The organism is Paenibacillus sp. IITD108 (assembly GCF_036541265.1).
Classification (GTDB): Bacteria; Bacillota; Bacilli; order Paenibacillales; family Paenibacillaceae; genus Pristimantibacillus.
On sequence record NZ_JAZHCT010000028.1, the window covers coordinates 1 to 17,924 of the forward strand.

The 17,924-nt window shown below is 44.5% G+C and carries 17 protein-coding genes; 3 read left to right on the forward strand and 14 right to left on the reverse strand.

The window, feature by feature from the left end:
• Window positions 1-54: 54 nt before the first annotated feature.
• The 6 genes from V1L65_RS21035 to V1L65_RS21060 all read right to left on the reverse strand — a co-directional run bounded on the left by V1L65_RS21035 (window position 55) and on the right by V1L65_RS21060 (window position 3,857).
• Window positions 55-1,011: an acetylxylan esterase gene (locus tag V1L65_RS21035; protein ID WP_331701220.1), complete on the reverse strand. Its 957-nt coding sequence runs from the start codon at window positions 1,009-1,011 to the stop codon at window positions 55-57.
• Between the two features lie 390 nt (window positions 1,012-1,401).
• Window positions 1,402-2,286, reverse strand: coding sequence for a hypothetical protein (locus V1L65_RS21040; RefSeq protein WP_331701221.1), 885 nt, complete (start codon window positions 2,284-2,286; stop codon window positions 1,402-1,404).
• A gap of 52 nt (window positions 2,287-2,338) precedes the next feature.
• The gene (locus tag V1L65_RS21045) at window positions 2,339-2,620 is read right to left on the reverse strand and encodes a hypothetical protein (protein WP_331701222.1); all 282 of its coding nucleotides are present in this window, start codon (window positions 2,618-2,620) and stop codon (window positions 2,339-2,341) included.
• A 62-nt stretch (window positions 2,621-2,682) separates the two neighbouring features.
• The gene (locus V1L65_RS21050) at window positions 2,683-3,000 is read right to left on the reverse strand and encodes an NUDIX hydrolase (protein WP_331701223.1); all 318 of its coding nucleotides are present in this window, start codon (window positions 2,998-3,000) and stop codon (window positions 2,683-2,685) included.
• Between the two features lie 229 nt (window positions 3,001-3,229).
• Window positions 3,230-3,616 carry a DUF6220 domain-containing protein gene (locus V1L65_RS21055; RefSeq protein WP_331701224.1) on the reverse strand — a complete coding sequence of 129 codons (387 nt, stop codon included), beginning with the start codon at window positions 3,614-3,616 and terminating at the stop codon, window positions 3,230-3,232.
• Window positions 3,617-3,656: 40 nt separating this feature from the next.
• A complete protein-coding gene (locus tag V1L65_RS21060; RefSeq protein WP_331701225.1) occupies window positions 3,657-3,857 on the reverse strand; it encodes a DUF5957 family protein in 201 nt (66 codons plus the stop codon).
• A 167-nt stretch (window positions 3,858-4,024) separates the two neighbouring features.
• Here V1L65_RS21060 and V1L65_RS21065 point away from each other — a divergent pair, with 167 nt between their 5' ends.
• Both V1L65_RS21065 and V1L65_RS21070 read left to right on the forward strand, forming a co-directional pair.
• Window positions 4,025-4,711 (forward strand): response regulator transcription factor, encoded by a 687-nt coding sequence (locus V1L65_RS21065; RefSeq protein WP_331701226.1) that lies wholly within the window; start codon window positions 4,025-4,027, stop codon window positions 4,709-4,711.
• A complete protein-coding gene (locus V1L65_RS21070) occupies window positions 4,708-6,066 on the forward strand; it encodes a sensor histidine kinase (RefSeq protein WP_331701227.1) in 1,359 nt (452 codons plus the stop codon). The genes V1L65_RS21065 and V1L65_RS21070 overlap by 4 nt, the downstream gene beginning before the upstream one ends.
• Before the next feature lie 96 nt (window positions 6,067-6,162).
• Here V1L65_RS21070 and V1L65_RS21075 read toward each other — a convergent pair whose 3' ends face one another.
• From V1L65_RS21075 to V1L65_RS21095, 5 genes are all read right to left on the reverse strand, one after another.
• Entirely contained in the window at window positions 6,163-7,737 is a 1,575-nt protein-coding gene (locus V1L65_RS21075; RefSeq protein WP_331701228.1) for a helix-turn-helix domain-containing protein, read from the reverse strand.
• On the reverse strand, window positions 7,715-9,406 hold the full coding sequence (locus tag V1L65_RS21080) for a sensor histidine kinase (RefSeq protein ID WP_331701229.1): 1,692 nt from the start codon (window positions 9,404-9,406) through the stop codon (window positions 7,715-7,717). The genes V1L65_RS21075 and V1L65_RS21080 overlap by 23 nt, the downstream gene beginning before the upstream one ends.
• A gap of 539 nt (window positions 9,407-9,945) precedes the next feature.
• On the reverse strand, window positions 9,946-10,833 hold the full coding sequence (locus V1L65_RS21085) for a carbohydrate ABC transporter permease (RefSeq protein WP_331701230.1): 888 nt from the start codon (window positions 10,831-10,833) through the stop codon (window positions 9,946-9,948).
• Between the two features lie 18 nt (window positions 10,834-10,851).
• Window positions 10,852-11,793, reverse strand: a complete 942-nt coding sequence (locus tag V1L65_RS21090; protein WP_432503762.1) for an ABC transporter permease — start codon at window positions 11,791-11,793, stop codon at window positions 10,852-10,854.
• Window positions 11,794-11,938: 145 nt separating this feature from the next.
• A complete protein-coding gene (locus V1L65_RS21095; protein ID WP_331701231.1) occupies window positions 11,939-13,468 on the reverse strand; it encodes an ABC transporter substrate-binding protein in 1,530 nt (509 codons plus the stop codon).
• Window positions 13,469-13,654: 186 nt separating this feature from the next.
• Here V1L65_RS21095 and V1L65_RS21100 point away from each other — a divergent pair, with 186 nt between their 5' ends.
• Window positions 13,655-14,401, forward strand: coding sequence for a sugar phosphate isomerase/epimerase family protein (locus V1L65_RS21100; RefSeq protein WP_331701232.1), 747 nt, complete (start codon window positions 13,655-13,657; stop codon window positions 14,399-14,401).
• Window positions 14,402-14,958: 557 nt separating this feature from the next.
• Here V1L65_RS21100 and V1L65_RS21105 read toward each other — a convergent pair.
• From V1L65_RS21105 to V1L65_RS21115, 3 genes are all read right to left on the reverse strand, one after another.
• Window positions 14,959-15,513 (reverse strand): DUF6155 family protein, encoded by a 555-nt coding sequence (locus tag V1L65_RS21105; protein ID WP_331701233.1) that lies wholly within the window; start codon window positions 15,511-15,513, stop codon window positions 14,959-14,961.
• 20 nt (window positions 15,514-15,533) lie between these two features.
• Entirely contained in the window at window positions 15,534-15,935 is a 402-nt protein-coding gene (locus V1L65_RS21110; RefSeq protein WP_331701234.1) for a hypothetical protein, read from the reverse strand.
• 623 nt (window positions 15,936-16,558) lie between these two features.
• Entirely contained in the window at window positions 16,559-17,875 is a 1,317-nt protein-coding gene (locus tag V1L65_RS21115; protein WP_331701235.1) for a DegT/DnrJ/EryC1/StrS family aminotransferase, read from the reverse strand.
• Between the last annotated feature and the right edge of the window lie 49 nt (window positions 17,876-17,924).

A 17,924-nucleotide genomic window follows, 5' to 3' on the forward strand; every position in this document is an offset into this window, starting at 1 on the left:
AAAAACTCCGTCTCCCTATTAATAAGGAAGGCGGAGTTTCTTTATGTGCTCTAGCTAGGAATTAGCTGTTTTATTTTTTACAAATTGAAGCACTTTGCGTGTATGCTGCACCGTAAGCTCATGTCCATTGAACGGGTAAATATGTATTTCCTTCGGCGCTTCTATTCGATTATAGGCTGCGAATATCGTCTCCGGCATACAAACGGTATCCTTGAGACCGACAGAAACCATAACCGGAACGGTCAAGCGGTCAGCCAGGTTCATCAGATCAAAATAACTCAGTGTTTTCAGCACACTGTCGAGTCTATCAGGATTTCGCTTGATATAGGCTGCTACCTCCGTCAACGAGCCGGTAGAATGCAGCACGCCATAATCCATATGGCACAGATTCGGAATATCGGCCACGGAATAGGCTACCTTTTTATTCAAAATAGCTGTTAAGAGTGACAAGCCTCCGCCTTGACTGCCTCCGACAACTCCTATATTGGAAGTATCGATTTGCGGCTGCTCCGTCAGCCAGTCTACCGCACGCACAGCATCGATTGCAATTGCTTTATAGTAGCAATTGTCTTTATCCATAATATTCTGAGTCATCCAGCCGCCGACCTTGCCGCCGACCTGTGGCAGCTCGTTGCCGGTATCTCCATTCTGGCCGCGGACATCTACTGCCAAAACAGCAACGCCAAGCAGCAGCCATGATGAATATTGCTCCGGCATCAGCTTATCGCCATGGTAGCCATGGTAAATGACGACAGCCGGATACTTGTCCTGTTTTTTAAATTCAGGTATCAAATACCAGCCGTAAATCGGTGTAGAATCAAAACCGCGATAAGCAATCCGATGTGCGGTCACTCCATCAAACGGCACTTCCACCCGTTCACTGCTAATCGGCAGCGGATGCTGGCCCGCTTCTTCCAGAGCGCGCTCCCAAAACTGATCGATATCCGGCTGCGCTGTAAGATCGGGGCGCAATTGATATAAATCTTGAATTCTTTTTTCAATAGCATTCATAAAAAGCTTTCCTCTCCTATGGGTAACGTTTTTATTGGTGCTAATTATTAGAATACGACAGGACGACTTCCATGTCCAAGCTAAAAACGATTTGCGGTCACATTTTTTCTGTGTCATGCTGTGCTGCCATTTAACGAAACATGCGAGATTGTCGATTCAATGTGGATGATGCAACAAGCTTTAGAAAAAGGTGGCACTGCGACCAAGTTTGGGCTTCCGACCGCTGTTGTATGCCAATTTTTTGGCACTTATCAAACATATAATGGTTAAAATTGGCATACAAAGGCGGACGCTGCCGCTTCTCCAGTCCCAATCTTGCTCTCCGTTACCCGTTTCTTTTGCTTACCATAGGTTGCTTACAATGATCGACAGCCTCCTAGTGTGTTTAGGTCAGTCCTCTCTTTGCCATTGCGTCAACAAATCAAGCAAATCCGCTTCCAGCAGCTCGATGCGATACTGCACTTTTTTCTTCTTCAGTTTTTGAGCCAATACACCTGCCATTTCAAGATGGTCCTGTGCGAACAGCTCCTTTTGCTCATTAAGCGGCAATTCACCTTCCGCTCGTGTATAATGGCGGGTTACTTCAAGCTTCAACTGGCCCTTCTTGAGGTCAAGCCTTCCAAAATGAAGCCGAGGACGAATATAATAGCCGGTTGTCAAATCTTCCGGCACATCCTCTTCGGCGTGAAAGTACTCATAGCGCATGGACGGTGACGGATCATCATGGTGGCTAAAGTTGCAATGGATGCCCAGGTAGCCAAAATCATCCCCATACTCCTCCTGGCGCATATGCTGGTCTAAACGCGTACGCAATACCTGTAAACAATCGACAAAAGGTTGTACGGATAACTGGTAATTACCCGAACGGATAAAACGAACCGGGTTTTTAGGCAGCGGATTGCGCTGTGAGGCCAGTGCCGCAATACCATAGTCGTGCCGATCGCTTCCATCATCAAGAACAAAGGTGTCGCCTTGTCTTGCCCATCGGCGTTCACTCGCCGGTACCGCTGCAAAGGTCTTCGTCCGCAGCTGTGAATAATAGGAGCCACTGATCCATTTTTCACAAATGGCTTCTACCGGTTCCCGCTCTCCCCAACCTACAATACGCAGTGCTTCGCAAATTCGCACCAATTGGTTCCATTCCGCACTATTGGAATAGGTAAACAAACGGTCAAATTCCGTCAACAAGGTCTGTCGAAACTTATCTGTATCCGGTTTGTTCAGCAGATAGGCGACTAGATCTTCGATTGTATCCCTACTATAAACGTTCTGCATATCGCATCTCCCCTGACTCAGAATAAACAACGCAAACTTACTATAAAAGATCCTATTTGTTATTTATAACAAGCTTATATTTCTTAAAAATCCAAGAATTGCACATGTCATTTAGCGTATCTTTGCTTATGCGAACGGATGGTTTTTGCTCTTGCAAAGCATCTGCTACAGGTACTGAAAAGCGAAGCAGCTTCGTCATTTTTTTGATATCGTTCGCTACTTCATTAAAAAACGCATAGGTTAACGGCCGATGCTCCCGTATATCCTCATAAATATAATACTTTCCTTTTTCATCCTCTATATCAATCTGAAAACCTTTGGGGAATGAAAGCATCAAGCATGGCAATTCGTCATCTGCCCATTGTTGGTTATAAGGAAAACTGATACCTTCATTTCTTACAAAAAATCCTGAGCTTTCATTATCATTAGTGAGAGAAACAGAGTATACAAAGTGAGGGTCGGCACATCAGTTACGCCGTCATACCACTTATGTACCACTGTACTAGAAACTATGTTAATCAAATGGCTTACGGTCGCATCTATTCCACTTTCCTCTTTAATCTCTCGAATCACACCATCGATCAGATTTTCCCCAACTTCAGTAATTCCGCCAGGATATACCCAGCCATCGTTATGAGCTTTTACCAAAAGGATATTTCCTTTCCCATCCTCTACAATTCCGCCTGCAGATACGATATGTGTCGGGAATGCCATTTCATAACCTCCCATTTATCAGATATACTTTCTTTTCAACTTTGTTCCTGTATTTTCCTGCTCGACAAGGATAAACGGTTCCGCGTCAGGTGGAAACTTATACTTACCTATATTTTCAAAAAGCACATGTATTTTTGGGTACATATATCGTCATCGTGACCTAGTGCCAACTTGATGCCAAACGCCGGCTCCGCAGAGTCGGCGTTTGCAATGTTAATTCGGTGAATTTTTATAACTTTCCGTACGATACATGCGCACGCTTGGCGACATGCAAGGACAAAATGATAAGTGCTAACGCCATCACAGGATGAAGTGCGCCCGCAGCCGGCAAATTAGCCGTAAAATACTGGACATAGATGAGCGCAAACAGCGCGAGGCACAGCCATGCTGTTCCTTTTGGAAGCCGGCCGGCAAATGCGAAGATGATCATAAGAAGCGGAATAAATTCAAAGATGTGCACAAAGATGACGTGATGGCTCCAATGCTTCGGATCGTTGAACAGAGCCATGCCTGCAAGCAAGGTTTGCGCTACGATACAGGCGACCAATCCCCATGCGAGAATGATGAATGTGAGTCTCGACGTTCTTACGCGCCCGCTCAGTTTACTATTTTCCATAATAAAGTCCCTCCAAAATAAGTGATTTTGAATTCGGCCGTTATTTGCGCGGGGTCCATATGTTTACAAACAGCAGGGCGACGAGCACACATATGATCGGCAGAATGATTGGAAGGTATTTGATCCCGACTGGCCGATCGAGCAGCAGCATACCCGCGATCCCGATCAACCCGGAGAGCACGAAGCCTCCAACGATTCCGCCGACGACCGCTCCAAGCAGTATTGCACCTTTATTTTTCATTAAGGTATCCCCCATTCTCTTCCTGTTATTGATGGCTTTGCCGTCATCTTATCAACAAAATGTTGCGAACTCTTGACAAAGCGTTACGGTTTCCGTGAAATTTTCCCCTTGGGCCGGATTAGCCGTTATACTATAGAAAATAATTCGTGAGAAAGAAGGTGCAAAACATGTCGCATACGTTACTGTTAGTCGACGATGAAGCTGGTGTGATCCACTTCATGGCGTCTTTCTTACGGCAGGAAGGCTACTGCATCGAAACAGCGATGTCAGGTCGTGATGCTCTGCTGAAGGCTAAGGAGACCAAACCTTCGCTTGTCGTGCTCGATTGGATGCTGCCGGGCATGAACGGAATCGAGGTGTGCCGGGAGCTTCGCAAGCTGGGTGGAATGGGCATTATCATGGTCACCGCGCGGACGGAGGAAAGCGACAAGATCATCGGGCTGGAGGTCGGAGCCGACGATTATTTGACGAAGCCCTTCTCGCTTCGTGAGCTGGCGGCGCGGATTCGTTCTGTACTAAGGCGTATCGATGGAATCGACAGCGCCACTCAAACGATCGAGCGCGGCGAGCTGTCTATCTCGGAGTCGCAATACCGGGTATGGAAGCGTGGAGAAGAGGTTCCCTTAACCCCAACGGAATTTAAACTCATGCTCACGCTGGCTGCAAAGCCGTCTATCGTCTACAGCAGGCTTCAGCTTCTGCAGGCGGCGCTCGAAGATGATATCCTGAACGACGAACGAACAGTCGATGCTCATATCAGCCGCATCCGCAAAAAAATCGAGGACGATCCCGCTAATCCGATCTATATCCAGACCGTCTACGGATTCGGCTACCGGTTCGGTAACAGCAAATGACGGTCAGCCGCAAGATTTTCGTTGCGATCGCCTCGTTCGTCGTGTCGCTTGCCGTCATCTTCGTTTTATTGACGCAGTTGATCATACAACAATCGTTTGAAACGATGGCGGAGAAAAACCGGAGAGAAGCACTCGACGCAATATCCGAACAAGTTGTCCAGGCCTATGGCCAAAATGGTTCCTGGGAAGGGTTTCAGGGAATCGTTCTGGACGGTGCAAAGTGGAGGAATTATTCGGATGCGAGCTTGATCGTATTGTCCAATGATCGCGAGCAGGTGTACGCCGAAGGGCCGACTGTTTCCCGCATGGTTAAAAATCTGGGCCTGAAACGCAATCTCTATTGGGAAGGACGGAAAATTGGAAGATTGGTTTATTATGACGCCGAAATCGCCGACATGTCTAAATTAAGGATCGGCATCCCGACTTCGGTCGCGCTTCTCTTGTCGTTCTTTGCAGTTTTGTTTGTGCTGATCTCGCTCCTCGCGGCTTACTGGATCGCAAAGCGAATCACAGCCCCCCTTCGCAGGCTGATTCCGGCCATTGACAGATTGGGGCGTGGAGAGCTGGGCGTACAGGCGCCCGTTCTGTCAAAAGACGAGTACGGCAAGGTGGCGCTTGCGTTCAACGCAATGTCCGACCAATTGCGCAAAACTGAAGAAACGCGGCGCCATCTCGTAGCCGACGTAGCCCATGAGCTAAGAACGCCGCTCACGATCGTTCGCGGAAAGCTGGACGGGCTGCAGCAGGCGGGCGCATCCATCCCGCCGGAGAGCTTGCTGCCGCTGCAAGACGAGCTGATCCGGCTCTCCCGGCTCGTGGACGACTTGCAGCTGCTTTCCCTGGCGGAATCTGGCAAGCTGCAGCTGGAGAAGAAGCCGATAAGCATGACCCATCTGGTTCGCCGGGTCATGGACCATGTCGAGCCGGACGCCGCGGAGAAGAACATTGCCCTGTCGCTCGAGATTGAAGCGGACGGGAAGCCGATCGCCGTCGACCCGAACCGGTTGACCCAAGTGCTGCTCAACTTGCTCGTCAACGCCATCCGTTATACGCCGCCGCTGGGTTCCGTGAAGGTGACCATTCGTGAATTGCCTTCGCCGGCCGGAGAAAATACGAAGCTGAGGATTACAATATCCGATTCGGGAGTCGGCATGACGCCCGAACAGCTGGCGAGAATCTTCGATCGATTCTATCGGACAGACGAGGCCCGATCGCGCGAAGGCGGCGGCACTGGACTGGGGCTGGCGATTACTAAGGAGCTCGTACTCGCGCATGGCGGCACACTGGAAGCCGAAAGCGAACCCGGCCAAGGCAGCGTCTTCGTAGTGGAGCTGCCGTACGGACACGAGCGCTAGGCGCAGCCGAACAAGCCAAAAAAACCGGACATCTTCAAAAATGGCCGGTTTTTTTGGCTGCGCCCACTATATTAATCATCAGTTCGATCCTCCCCATCACTCCGCTGGATCCGCAATGACTTTGCTTCGATACTCCAGCGGAGTCAGTCCACAGTACTTTTTGAATACCTGCGAGAAGTAGGAGAAATTGGAGTATCCTACCTTAGAGGCGATGAGATGAACAGGAATATTCGTATTCGTTAACAGCGATTTGGCAATTTCCATTTTTTGAGTTGAGATAAAATCATTCAAGGATATGCCCTTCACCCTTTTGAACAGTCGGGACAAATATTCCGGATTCAAATAAATGGCCTCGGCAATTTCCGCGCGGCTGAAGTTTTTCTCTATATTTTGGTTAATGTATGCAATCGCCCGTTCAATCGGTAATTGCGCCTGGCGGTCTTCTGCTGCATGCTCATCGACATAATCAAGCACGAAGTCGACCAAGTCAATCATCTGATCCAGTGATGTGTAGGCCTCAATATAATCGGTATAAGGGTATTTTTCAAAAAAGATTTCACTTATATCCAGCTTCATTTGCTTGGCTGCAGTAAGGAAAATCTGAATAAAGTCCTGATGGAATCTTGCCAAAAATTCAGCTGAGATAATGCCAAGCTGCTTTCGTTGAAGCAGATAGCTATGAATCTGGTCGCGTACAGTCTTGCTGCTGCCATGTGCAATGAGTATAGACCAGTTTTGCATATCCGGGTTAGAGTAAGAGCTTTCCTTCATATCGTTCATATGCTGCATTGTAAAAACCTTGCTATACAAAGCAACGTTATGCTGGCGCATATGGCTTAAAGTTTTATAATGCTTCTTCAATTTTTCGGGATGCCCTGTATCCGATATATAGCAAGCCGTCGAACAGCCAAGCTCCTTCTGAGCGTCTGCAATAAACTGCATCATCAAGCTCTCGAAATGAACCTCGAATATTCCTTCTGTATAAACAAGAGCCATATAATTGCCGCGATCCAGCTGTACGAATAAAAACGCAAGCTTGTGCGGCTCCATAACCTTGGATAATATAGTTCTCAGCTCTTGTTTGGCAGGCTCCTTGTTAGGATTGGTAAGCTGGATCAAAATGCAACATAACCGCGTATCCTCTGAGATACAAATGTTTAAATTATTCAAGTCTCTAAGCAACTGCTGATGGTGCTCTCCTGAATCTAGCATAAAGCTGCGTACGCAGTTTTCGAGCAAAACTTCTTCATTTTGCCGCCAATAAGCACCGTACTCATAAATCTGCTGCATTTCGGCATCCGTATGAATTTTATGGATGGCCCGCTCAACCGAGGCCTGAATATCTTCATATCTGGCGGGCTGAAGGATATAGTCAAAGCATCCAAGCTGGATCGCTTCTTGCGCATATTCGAATTCCGAATAGGAGGATAGGAAAATACACGCAATAGCAGGGTAATAAAGCTTCACCCACTTGAACAGTTCCAGGCCGTTTTCCAAGGGCATTTCAATATCGCACAGCATAATATGGATTTCGTGCGTTCGCAGCACTGTTCTTGCTTCATCTGCGCCATAAGCAGCATACGCCTGACTAATCTGAAGCGCCTGCCAGTCTACTCCGGCTATAACTCCCTGTACAACATCATATTGATCATCCACGACCAGAACGTTCATTGTTCTCCTCCCCTCCTTTTATTCTGGAATTGATCGGAAGTATAATTTCAGCAACAGCTCCCTCTTGTGTATTGAAAAAGGCAAGCATTGCTCTTTCGCCATACAGCATGGACAAGCGATGCCGCACATTGCTGATGCCGATATGAATATCGGTATAGATCGTATTGTCACCGCAATTAAGCTCATTCAGAATGGTCGGCTCGAACCCTTCCCCATTATCCTGAATCGTTATATCCGCATAGTCGCCATCATCACTTTCCAGCAAAATGGCTTTAATTCGAATATGAAGCTGTTCATTCGGCTTCGTTGCATACTTGACACAGTTCTCTACGAAAGCCTGGATAGATAAAGGCGGTATCGTGAAACCCTTAAGCGCGTTATCTATGCTAATTTCGCATACAGGCGGAATGTGATGCGCTATGTGCTGTATGTGAATATAGTTTTGTACATGCTCAACCTCTTGCTGAAGCGAGACTAGCTGCAAATTATCCTTGAAATTATAGCGCAAATGATTGGATATCGCCAAAATCATATGTTGAATGCGCTTATAGCTCTGCTGCTCCGCCATACCGTACAAACTCTTTAAGCAGTTGAGAAAAAAATGCGGGCGAATTTGCAAATGCAAATGCTGCAGCTCAGCCTTCTGCCGTTCAATTTCATGCTCATAGGCAACGATTTTCAATTGATTGATTTCGTTCGACATTTGCGTAAAAGCAGCGTCAACCTGCTTGAATTCTTCAATGCGGTATTCTTCTTTTTGCTCCTGTCCAGATCCTTTGCCTATATTGTTGACGAGGCGCTGCCATGGTGAAAGCAGCGAGCGATTTAAGAAAAACAGACTAATCAGAACGAGCGCTACTGTAAACAGCGATAAAGAAAACAAAACTGCAAAGCTCCCCTTGAATACACTCGGCTTCGGAACGGTAAATATTAATTGCAGATCGCTATTCTGAATCGGAGCTCCGACGGCGATATATTTATCATTTTTTTCAATCGCGTAACGGTCTTGAACTTGGCTAGGCAAGCTAAGCTTCTGCTTTGCAACAAATGCTTTATTCGTGAGCGGAATGCCTGCCTTGTCGGCATAAATCACTTCCGTGCCCTTCTGCACAAGCTCATTCATTTGAATATGATCAAAATCGACCATAACTGCAGCATAAGTGCCATCCTTTCCCAGCAGCCGGAAAAGATAGTATTTCTCATTCACTTCCAGGGAAATCCAACCCGTTTGATAGTAATTATCGTAAGTGTATGTCAAATCGCGTAATTTCTGCCGAATGTTTTCTTTCGTTTCATAGCTGTATCCGCTCGCAAATATATCGCGATAAACATCGTTAACGGTGCTGTAAATAAAAAAAGCATCCACGTTTTGATAAGAATTAAGTGCTGTTTTGAACTGAATCATGATTTCATGGGACGCAATATGAGCCTGCAACGAATTAACGGAGCTGTTTAGAGTGCGGAAATTATAATCGTTAACGGTAACATTGAACAAAAATGTATCTAATGCATTTAGGTCATTATGCATATTTTGAGCATAAAGTGAAAGGGATTGCTGATTGGATTCGATGAACTTATCATTGAACTCGTGATAAGAATAGAAGTTGTAAACTAGAAGCATCCCAATAAGCGGAAACGTAATAAGCAATAATGAACGTAATACATTCATTTTAAATGAAGTGCTATACTTTTTTATCATGTTTTATCCCTATTCTTCACCCTATAATCAACTGCCATAATTGCCTAACGGTTGCCATAGAGGCTATTTCGATTATTTTAGCTCATTTGAGCTTTTAACGGTTGCCACGAGCGCTATTGTACCCTTTCTCGAGCAAAATCAGTGCTTTTTGGGTAATTAAGCGCAACAGCAACCGTTAGAAAATTTAAACCGTTATTTTTGCACGAATAGCGTTTGTGGCAACCCTTAGAAATTCATCATTGCTTAGTATACTCTGCGACGAAGAAAGTCAGCTCGGCTCCAGCAATGGATCGTCGGTTTCGTTGAGTCCCTATATTTTAAAAGAAGCTTTATACATTTATCAAGAAGAAAGAGCTAACGCTATCGTTGCCACTTACTGGAATCAGCCTTTCCCAACAGTAAAGTGTGCAAAACTTATACACTCTTATATTTAAAAAACGGACAAGATGCCTGCAAGGAATTCTCTTCCACGCTGCATTTCTTGTCCTATCATTTATATGGTTGGCTAGCTATCCTTTGACTGCCCCTACCGTAATGCCTTTGACGAAATATTTCTGGAAAAACGGATAAATGACCATAATCGGCACAGCGCCAACTACAGCAATTGCCATTTTAATGCCTACGCTCGGCATATTGGCGGCAATTTCGCTAGCATTGCTTCCTGCCCCGCCGCTTGCAAGAAATCTGACATCCTGCAGCATCGTATTCAACATATTTTGTATACTGAACAAGCTCGGGTCGGTCAGGTAGTATAGGCCGTTTCTCCAATCATTCCAATAGTTAAGTCCGATCAGCAGCGATAGTGTAGCAACCATCGGCAGCGACATCGGCATTACGATACCGAACAAAATACGGTATTCTCCCGCTCCGTCCACTCTGCCCGCCTCAATAACTTCTTCCGGTATATTGGTCGCGAAATACGTACGCATCATAATGACATAGAAGGCGTTAACGAGCAGCGCCGGAACAATCAAAGCCCAAATCGTATTGTCGAGGTTGAGGTAACGGGTATACATAATATAGGTAGGTACAAGCCCGCCATTGAACAGCATGGTGAAAAAGACGAAAAAAGCGAATTTTCCGCGATGCGGCAAGTCCCTCCTCGAAAGAGGATACGAGAGCAATACAGTAAGCAGCAAGCTGGTAACCGTACCTACAACCGTTACAATAATTGTAATACTGTAAGCTCGCGCAATCGTAGACAGTCTTTGAAACATATAAGTGTAGCTTTCTAAGCTGAGCTTATCAGGGAATAGCGAGTAGCCGTTGCGAATGAGCGTGCCCTCCTCTGTAAAGGAAGACACGACCAGAAGCAAGAACGGAAACAAGCAAAATATCATCAACAAAAACATGATGGCATTCGCAAACAATTGAAACATTCTATCGTTCTGAACCATTGCCGATTCTCCTTTACTTTAGAATAGAGCATTCTCTTTGCTGTATTTGGTAACGATCCGGTTAGCGATATAGACGAGCGTAAAGCCAACCAGAGACTGATACACGCCTGCCGCCGAAGACATGCCTACGTCGTTCAGCTTAATTAATCCGCGATAAACATACGTATCGATCGTATTCGTCACATCATATAACGGACCGGAATCCATCGGCACCTGATAGAATAAGCCGAAGTCGGAATAGAAGATCGTACCGATTTGCAGCAGCACGAGTGTAATCATCGTCGGCTTCAAAGCTGGCAGCGTAATATTAACCATTTGCTTCCAACGATTTGCTCCATCGATTACAGCAGCTTCATAATAGCCGCGGTCGATGCCAACCACTGTCGCATAGTAGATGATACAGCTGTACCCGATCGTCTTCCAAAGATGCACAACCGTTAAAATATACGGCCAATATTTCGGTTCCGTATACCACGACACATCTTCAAGTCCAAGCTGCTCCAATATGCTGTGATTCATGAACCCGGACTCTGCGCTGAACATTGCGAATACGAGATAGCTCACCACAACCATAGAAATCAAATAAGGAAGCAGGATAATCGTTTGATAGCTCTTCTTCCAAAACTTTGACCGGATTTCATTCAATAAAATAGCGATGGCTATTGCAAATACCGTCCCTAAAATAATGAATACAATATTATATCCGAGCGTATTGCGGGTAATAATCCACGCTTCTTTCGTTTTGAAAAGATATTCAAAATTGCTAAACCCCGCAAATGGACTGTCAAAAATTCCTTTGTTCCAGTTAATATGCTTAAAAGCAATAATCATACCAGACATAGGTATGTAGTTATTGATGAGCAAGTATAGCAAACCTGGGATCATCATGACATATAAAGGAAGGAAACGTTTGTAATTGTGTTTTCGTCCAGCTCTTTTAGCTTTAAGAGCAGTCATCATTGTCGCCCTCCTTTTATTGAAAAATCAATAAAGCATAAGCGACAGCTTCAAGAAAGAGTGGAACTTTCTGCTGCTGTCGCTCATCCATTTCCTACTCTTTCTTTTCGCTGTTTCTTAGCTCCGTTATATGAACTGTAATATCAAATTACTTCTTGCTTGCCGCCCACTTGTCGAGTTGAGCTTGCTTTTCCTTGATAATGTCATCAATGCCAGCAGCTTTCAGCTCTTTCTGGAAGATCGGAAGCGTTTCTTCCGGGTTAAGCATGCCTGTCATCAAGGCATCATGGTACTTCGCAACGACGTTGGTGCAAGCTGTCATCTGATTCCGAACAGGACTTGAATCAAAGGTGAAGCCATAGGCCGAAGAACGGACAGCTGTATCGTTGAATTTCGTTTGAGCTTCCCAGTAATCCGCAGGGTTTCCGTTCCAAACGTGACCGATCGTCTGGTTAGGCCACATCCAGCCGCCATTTGGCCTGTAACCGGTATTGGAACCATCCAATCCTTCCGGATAGTCGATAATGGCTTGTCCGTTAGATGCATCGCCTACTTTAACGTAGTGCTTGCCTTCAATACCATAGATCATCAAATTAACAATTTCCGGATCGGTATACATCAAATTAAGAAGCTTCATTGCCGCTTCAGGTTTTTTGGAACCGTTGCTGATCGCCCAAGTCGTCATTTGCACATCGGATGTAGTCGAGTAAGCTGGGACGATTTCTGATACTACGATATCTAAACCGTAGTTTCTTGATTCCTGAACATCAAAGCCAGGCTTCAAGTTGGCGAAGCCGCCGAATGCAGTGCCTGCTTTCAATAACGTACCGGTAATTTCTGTATTGTTAATGGCATCCTTCATAATCAGACCATTTTTATACCATCTGTTCATGCGGGTAACAAAGTCTTTATAGAAATCTGTTTCATACAGGTTAACAACCTCCAGCTCTTTACCGAAGTTCATTAGTACGCCAAGGTTTGTCATATCGTCGCCAAGCGTATCCCAGCCCCAGTTGCGAACAAGCTCGCCGTTAGGCGGAACGACAGGGATAATGTTCGGCTCATTTTTATGAATCGTCATCAGCGCTTCTTCCAGCTGATCCAACGTTTTAATGTTTGCATAGTCAATGTCGTATTTGTCCGCCAGATCTTTTCTCATTTGAAAGCCGTAAGCTTTAGCCAGGTCGCGTCCTGTTGTAATACCATAAATATCATCGCCAACACGGCCGCTCTCAAGATAATCAGGCCCGATTGCCTTCACTAAATCTTGACCATACTTATCGAGTAATTTCGTAAGCGGAATTATCTGTCCATTGTTCGCAACAGTAGCCAGCGGCGTCATGTAAACAGGTAATATATCAACGCCTTTTCCTGATGAAAGCATCATCGTAGTTTGCTGCACGTAGTTGCCGTAAGCGATAAACGTAATATCAACTTCAATATTCAATTTTTCTCTAGTAATTTTATTTATAGCTTCAATAACCTCGTCCTTGTCATCCTTATTCGTGCTCATCATTACAATGTTCAGCTTGACAAGATCTTTTTCTCTCAAATCGCCAGCAGCCGCTTCTTTATTATTGTCTTCGCTGCCAGAATTATTTTTGTTTGCGCTTCCACAAGCAGTAATCAAAGAAAGCACCATAACCATAAGCAGCATACTTGCCAACAATCGTTTCATAATTTATTGTAGCCTCCCATTTTGAACTAGATCTATCTTAGCAAATAGAGGCATGCATATCTGTAAAAATAATGTCTTAAATAATCAGAAAAATGACTTATTATGACTGAAGACACCATAGAAGAGCCTGCGGTGCTATGATAGGGCTACAAATTTTACTATTAACAGGAATGAGGCGAACTAAGCATGACAAATCTAAAAGTTGCGCTGCAGCTGTATACACTGCGTGATTATGACAAGGAAGATTTCGCATTGAAGCTAAAGAAGGTAAGCGAGGCTGGCTATGACGGAGTGGAATTTGCGGGCTTTGAAAATATTCCAGCAGAAGAAATGAAGGGTATGCTCGAGAAAAACAATTTGACGGCGATGGGCAGCCATACGCGGATTGAGGAATTGCTGGATAACCCGGATGAAGTCATTGCATACAATCAAGTTATCGGCACCTCATATATCGTAATCCCTTACTATAAGATGGAATCGATGGAAGACGTTCAAGCCTTGCTTGCCCTCGTGAAACGAATCGGACCTCAAATCAAGGCGGCCGGTATGGAACTTCTTTATCATAATCATTATCACGAATTCAACAATGAGTTTGGCGATAGACCAATATTGGAGATGCTGAAGGAAGCAACAACAGAAGAGGAGTTCAACTTTGAACTCGACATGTTCTGGACGACGCATGCGGGCCGTGAACCTGTTCAGATCATGGAGCAATTCGGCTCGCGCTGCAAAACCGTCCACTTGAAAGACATGGTCAATAAAGAGGACAAAGAAATGACCGAGCTTGGAACAGGCGTCCTCGACCTGAAAGGCATTCTGGCAAAAGCCCAAGCTTCAGGTTATGAATGGGTCGTCGTAGAGCAGGACAGAATCAAAATCGATGGATATGAAAGTGTGAAAATGTCGCTGGAGAATGTAAAAGCGCTACTGTAGAAGTTTCGGCTGCTAGGAATGAGCACTGCGATCAAGTTTGGGTGGAGGGCCGTTTCTCCAGTCCCAAACTTGCTTATTTTATTATATTGAACAGCAGAAAGAAACGGTTCATCTTAACTAAGGGCGAACCGCTTGTCGTTAAAAAAATAAGAGATTAGCTAGGTTAGACTCGCCTGCGCCTATGAATCTATTTACAGTTTTGATATAATGCAGATGTACAACAGACTTGGGTGGAAAAGTATTGCCTCCAGAGCGGAGGTGGTGCTTATGTTATTTTCATTTCAGGATTTAATGGTGTTCGGTTTGTTTCTAATCGCGCTCCTTACTTATCTGAAAACACGAAAATAACCCGCCCAGGTTGTCGCCAAGGGAACGGGTTATTTTGCTCTAGATACATTCTGGAGGTTTCCCACCCAAAATGTTGTGCTGGGAGTCGGATGGCATTCCGGCTCCTTATTTCTATCCTAATCATATCATGGAGCTTTTATTCCTGCAACGTATCCCATAGATACGTTGCAACTCTTCTTTCACGTTCTACATTAAATTTAATAACGTTTTTATTGGTGCTGAAATTCTGCTTCCAATTCAGTATATAGATAAGCAAGATCATCATGAAATCCCCATCCGATTCCGGAAGTTTTGGTCACAATACGTTCAAGTCTTTTCTTTAATTTTAAAAATAACAATTCGTTCCCGTTAATCATCCTCAAGACATTCGCATACATTGAAACCATACTATTATAAAATGGCTCAGATATGTCTCCATACGCATTAGTGAAATCAACGCCCTGCTCAACATAACATATCATTAAATCAATGGTTAAAATTTCATCATTACTTAATTTTTTAAAATCTGATATTGCTTTCTTGGCACGTGCTAATCGCAATTTCGCATATCCTCGCTGCGGGAAAAACTCTTCTTCAATTATTTGCTTCGACTCATCATATAACGCCGCAATAGCTTCTTCAGGCTTTAATAAAACATGTATATAATTTTTGGTTTCTTTGCTCGTTTTGTAACAATCCAGGATAATCGAAATTAAAGTTTCAGGATCGTAGCTCTTCAATGCTTTCTTAATTTCGGGTACTGACATCTTCATTGAATCTTTCATGACGACTCCTTTTATTCGTATTAATATTCCTCTTCCTTTATTTTCTCATATTCTTCCCAGGTAATGCCACAAGCAAATCCGTTAGGAGTGTACCCAGCAATGAAGTAATAACGGTTGTCCTGCTCAAAAGGAAGATCGTAATCCAGATCCTCTTTTCTTTTGCGTTTTTCCTTCATTTTTATATGTGCTTTCTGTTGATTTTTTAATTGCTCGATATATTTTTTCTCCGTTTTGACGCCTAATATCTCCAGTTCCTTCACAGCACACAGCAGATCAACGCCATATCTTTTACTATAACCTCTTACAATATTTTTTCCCGTATATGAATTAATCCAAGTTCTAGCCGATTGTACCCTCCCTTGCCTGTTCATTCTTTTTTGCCTTGGGGTATTTGGTTTCATTTTTCTCGTCAATCCAATCATTCGAAAATACTAATCTTGCTCTACGATCTCTTTTCTATTACTTCAGGTTACTTACCGCTAATCAACATTCTTAACTCAACTTTTGCAGATCGAAATAGACAAGTCTGCCTTACGCGGCTGACTATTTCATTGCCAAAACCTAAAAATGATGTAAAAATACATTATTTTCCCCAATTTTATTGCTATTTTTGAAAAATCCTGCGATTATGCAGGATTTATGATCAGTAGTCCCTTTTTTAAGCCGAAAAGTTTGAAAATCCTGTATATTTGCAGGATTCCCCTTCAAACTGTACGAAATCCCCAAAAAATGATGTACTTTTGCAGGATTAGGCTATAAAAGGTCTCAGCATGTTACAATTTCCCTTATGCCCCCACTTTTCTTTACGTACCCGTTAATAAGAAAATCAAGCTTCTAGTGTTGAGTTCCTATCGATTTATATTGTAATGCATCTGCTTATTTATTACGATACAAAAATGGGCCAAACCTAGAGGCTGTCTACTAATAAAATTTAACCAAGGAGGATCTCGTTCATCGTCCAGAACAAGCGATTGCGTGGTTCCGTATAAACAACAACACAGCGCCATGGACCATCCACTGCGCTGTGTTTGTTTATTTCACGTCGTTACTTTTGTTTAAAAAAGTTCCAACTGCCAATCCGCTTCGGATTACCTGTGTCGCCGTCCAGCAATTCTTTGTAGTTTGCAATAACTTTGCGGAAAGCCTCCACATATTGATCAATAATATCTGGCTTATACTGTTTAAACCACGGAACGGTGTAGACGCGCGACGCAATATTTTCAGATATAGGCAAGCTGCCTGCTGGTTGGCGAATATCACGCCCGGCATTCGCTATCACCGTCGGTCTGCCGTGGCCATATACATCGACCACATGCTGCAACGGGTGCAGATGAAGAGGCAGATTGCAGCCTGCATCAATAGGGACTCCTTCCGCCCGGACTGCTTCACAGAACCGAGTGACGGATAGTCCGTCCAGCTCTTCAGGGATATAATGGCCGCGAACCGCATACCAGCCTCCCATCGTGCTATCCGAGTCTTTGGCAGGCCGATGCGCCTTGATCCCCGGAACTCCCTCCAAGCAATCCCAGAAATAGTTCATCGCTTTGTCAATCTCTGCAATTCTTTCATCATAATATTTCAATTGAACCCTGCCGATCGCAGAACTGACTTGATGCATGCGGAATTTGTAACCGCCAAATGGCAGGCCGGCATACGGCTTTAACTCTTCCGTCTGGATATCATCGTTAAATCGCTCATAATGGCCAAATGCGATAGCACGTTCATAAATTTCCCTGTCATTTGTTACAAAAATACCAGCTTCCCCAATCGCTAATGATTTGCCCGACATAAGCGACATTGCTCCAACATCACCGATCGTCCCCACTCTTTGGCCCTTATAATAGCCACCCATTGCATGAGAGACATCCTCTATCACTTTAATATTATGTTTTTGGGCAATGGCCATAATCGCGTCCATATCAGCCGGATGACCCAAATAATGCACAACAACAATAGCTTTGGTGCGCTCTGTAATACGGTGCTCAATATCATTCGGGTCAAGGCATAACGTAGTTGGATCAATTTCGGCGAATACAACCGTCGCCCCTAAGGAATAAGCCGGCAATGCCGAAGCCCAGTATGTGACGCTCGGACAAATAATCTCATCGCCCACTCCCACTTTACAGCCATACATGGCAGCCAATAAGGAGCTTGTGCCGTTATTAAAACCAAGAGCATACTGCATGTCGAGCCACTGGGCAAACTCCTTCTCGAATTGCTTCGTAATGTCGGTTCCAGACATCGCTCCGCTGCGAATGACCGCCAAAGCAGCAGTCTCATCCTCCTCTGTTATAATTGGCCACTTGAACATTTCCACATGCTCTTCTTTAATCGTTTTTGTACCACCTAGCAAAGCCAGCATTTTCTCCGCCTCCATTTTTATCTAGTGAGTTATCTTTTAGCCATACTAT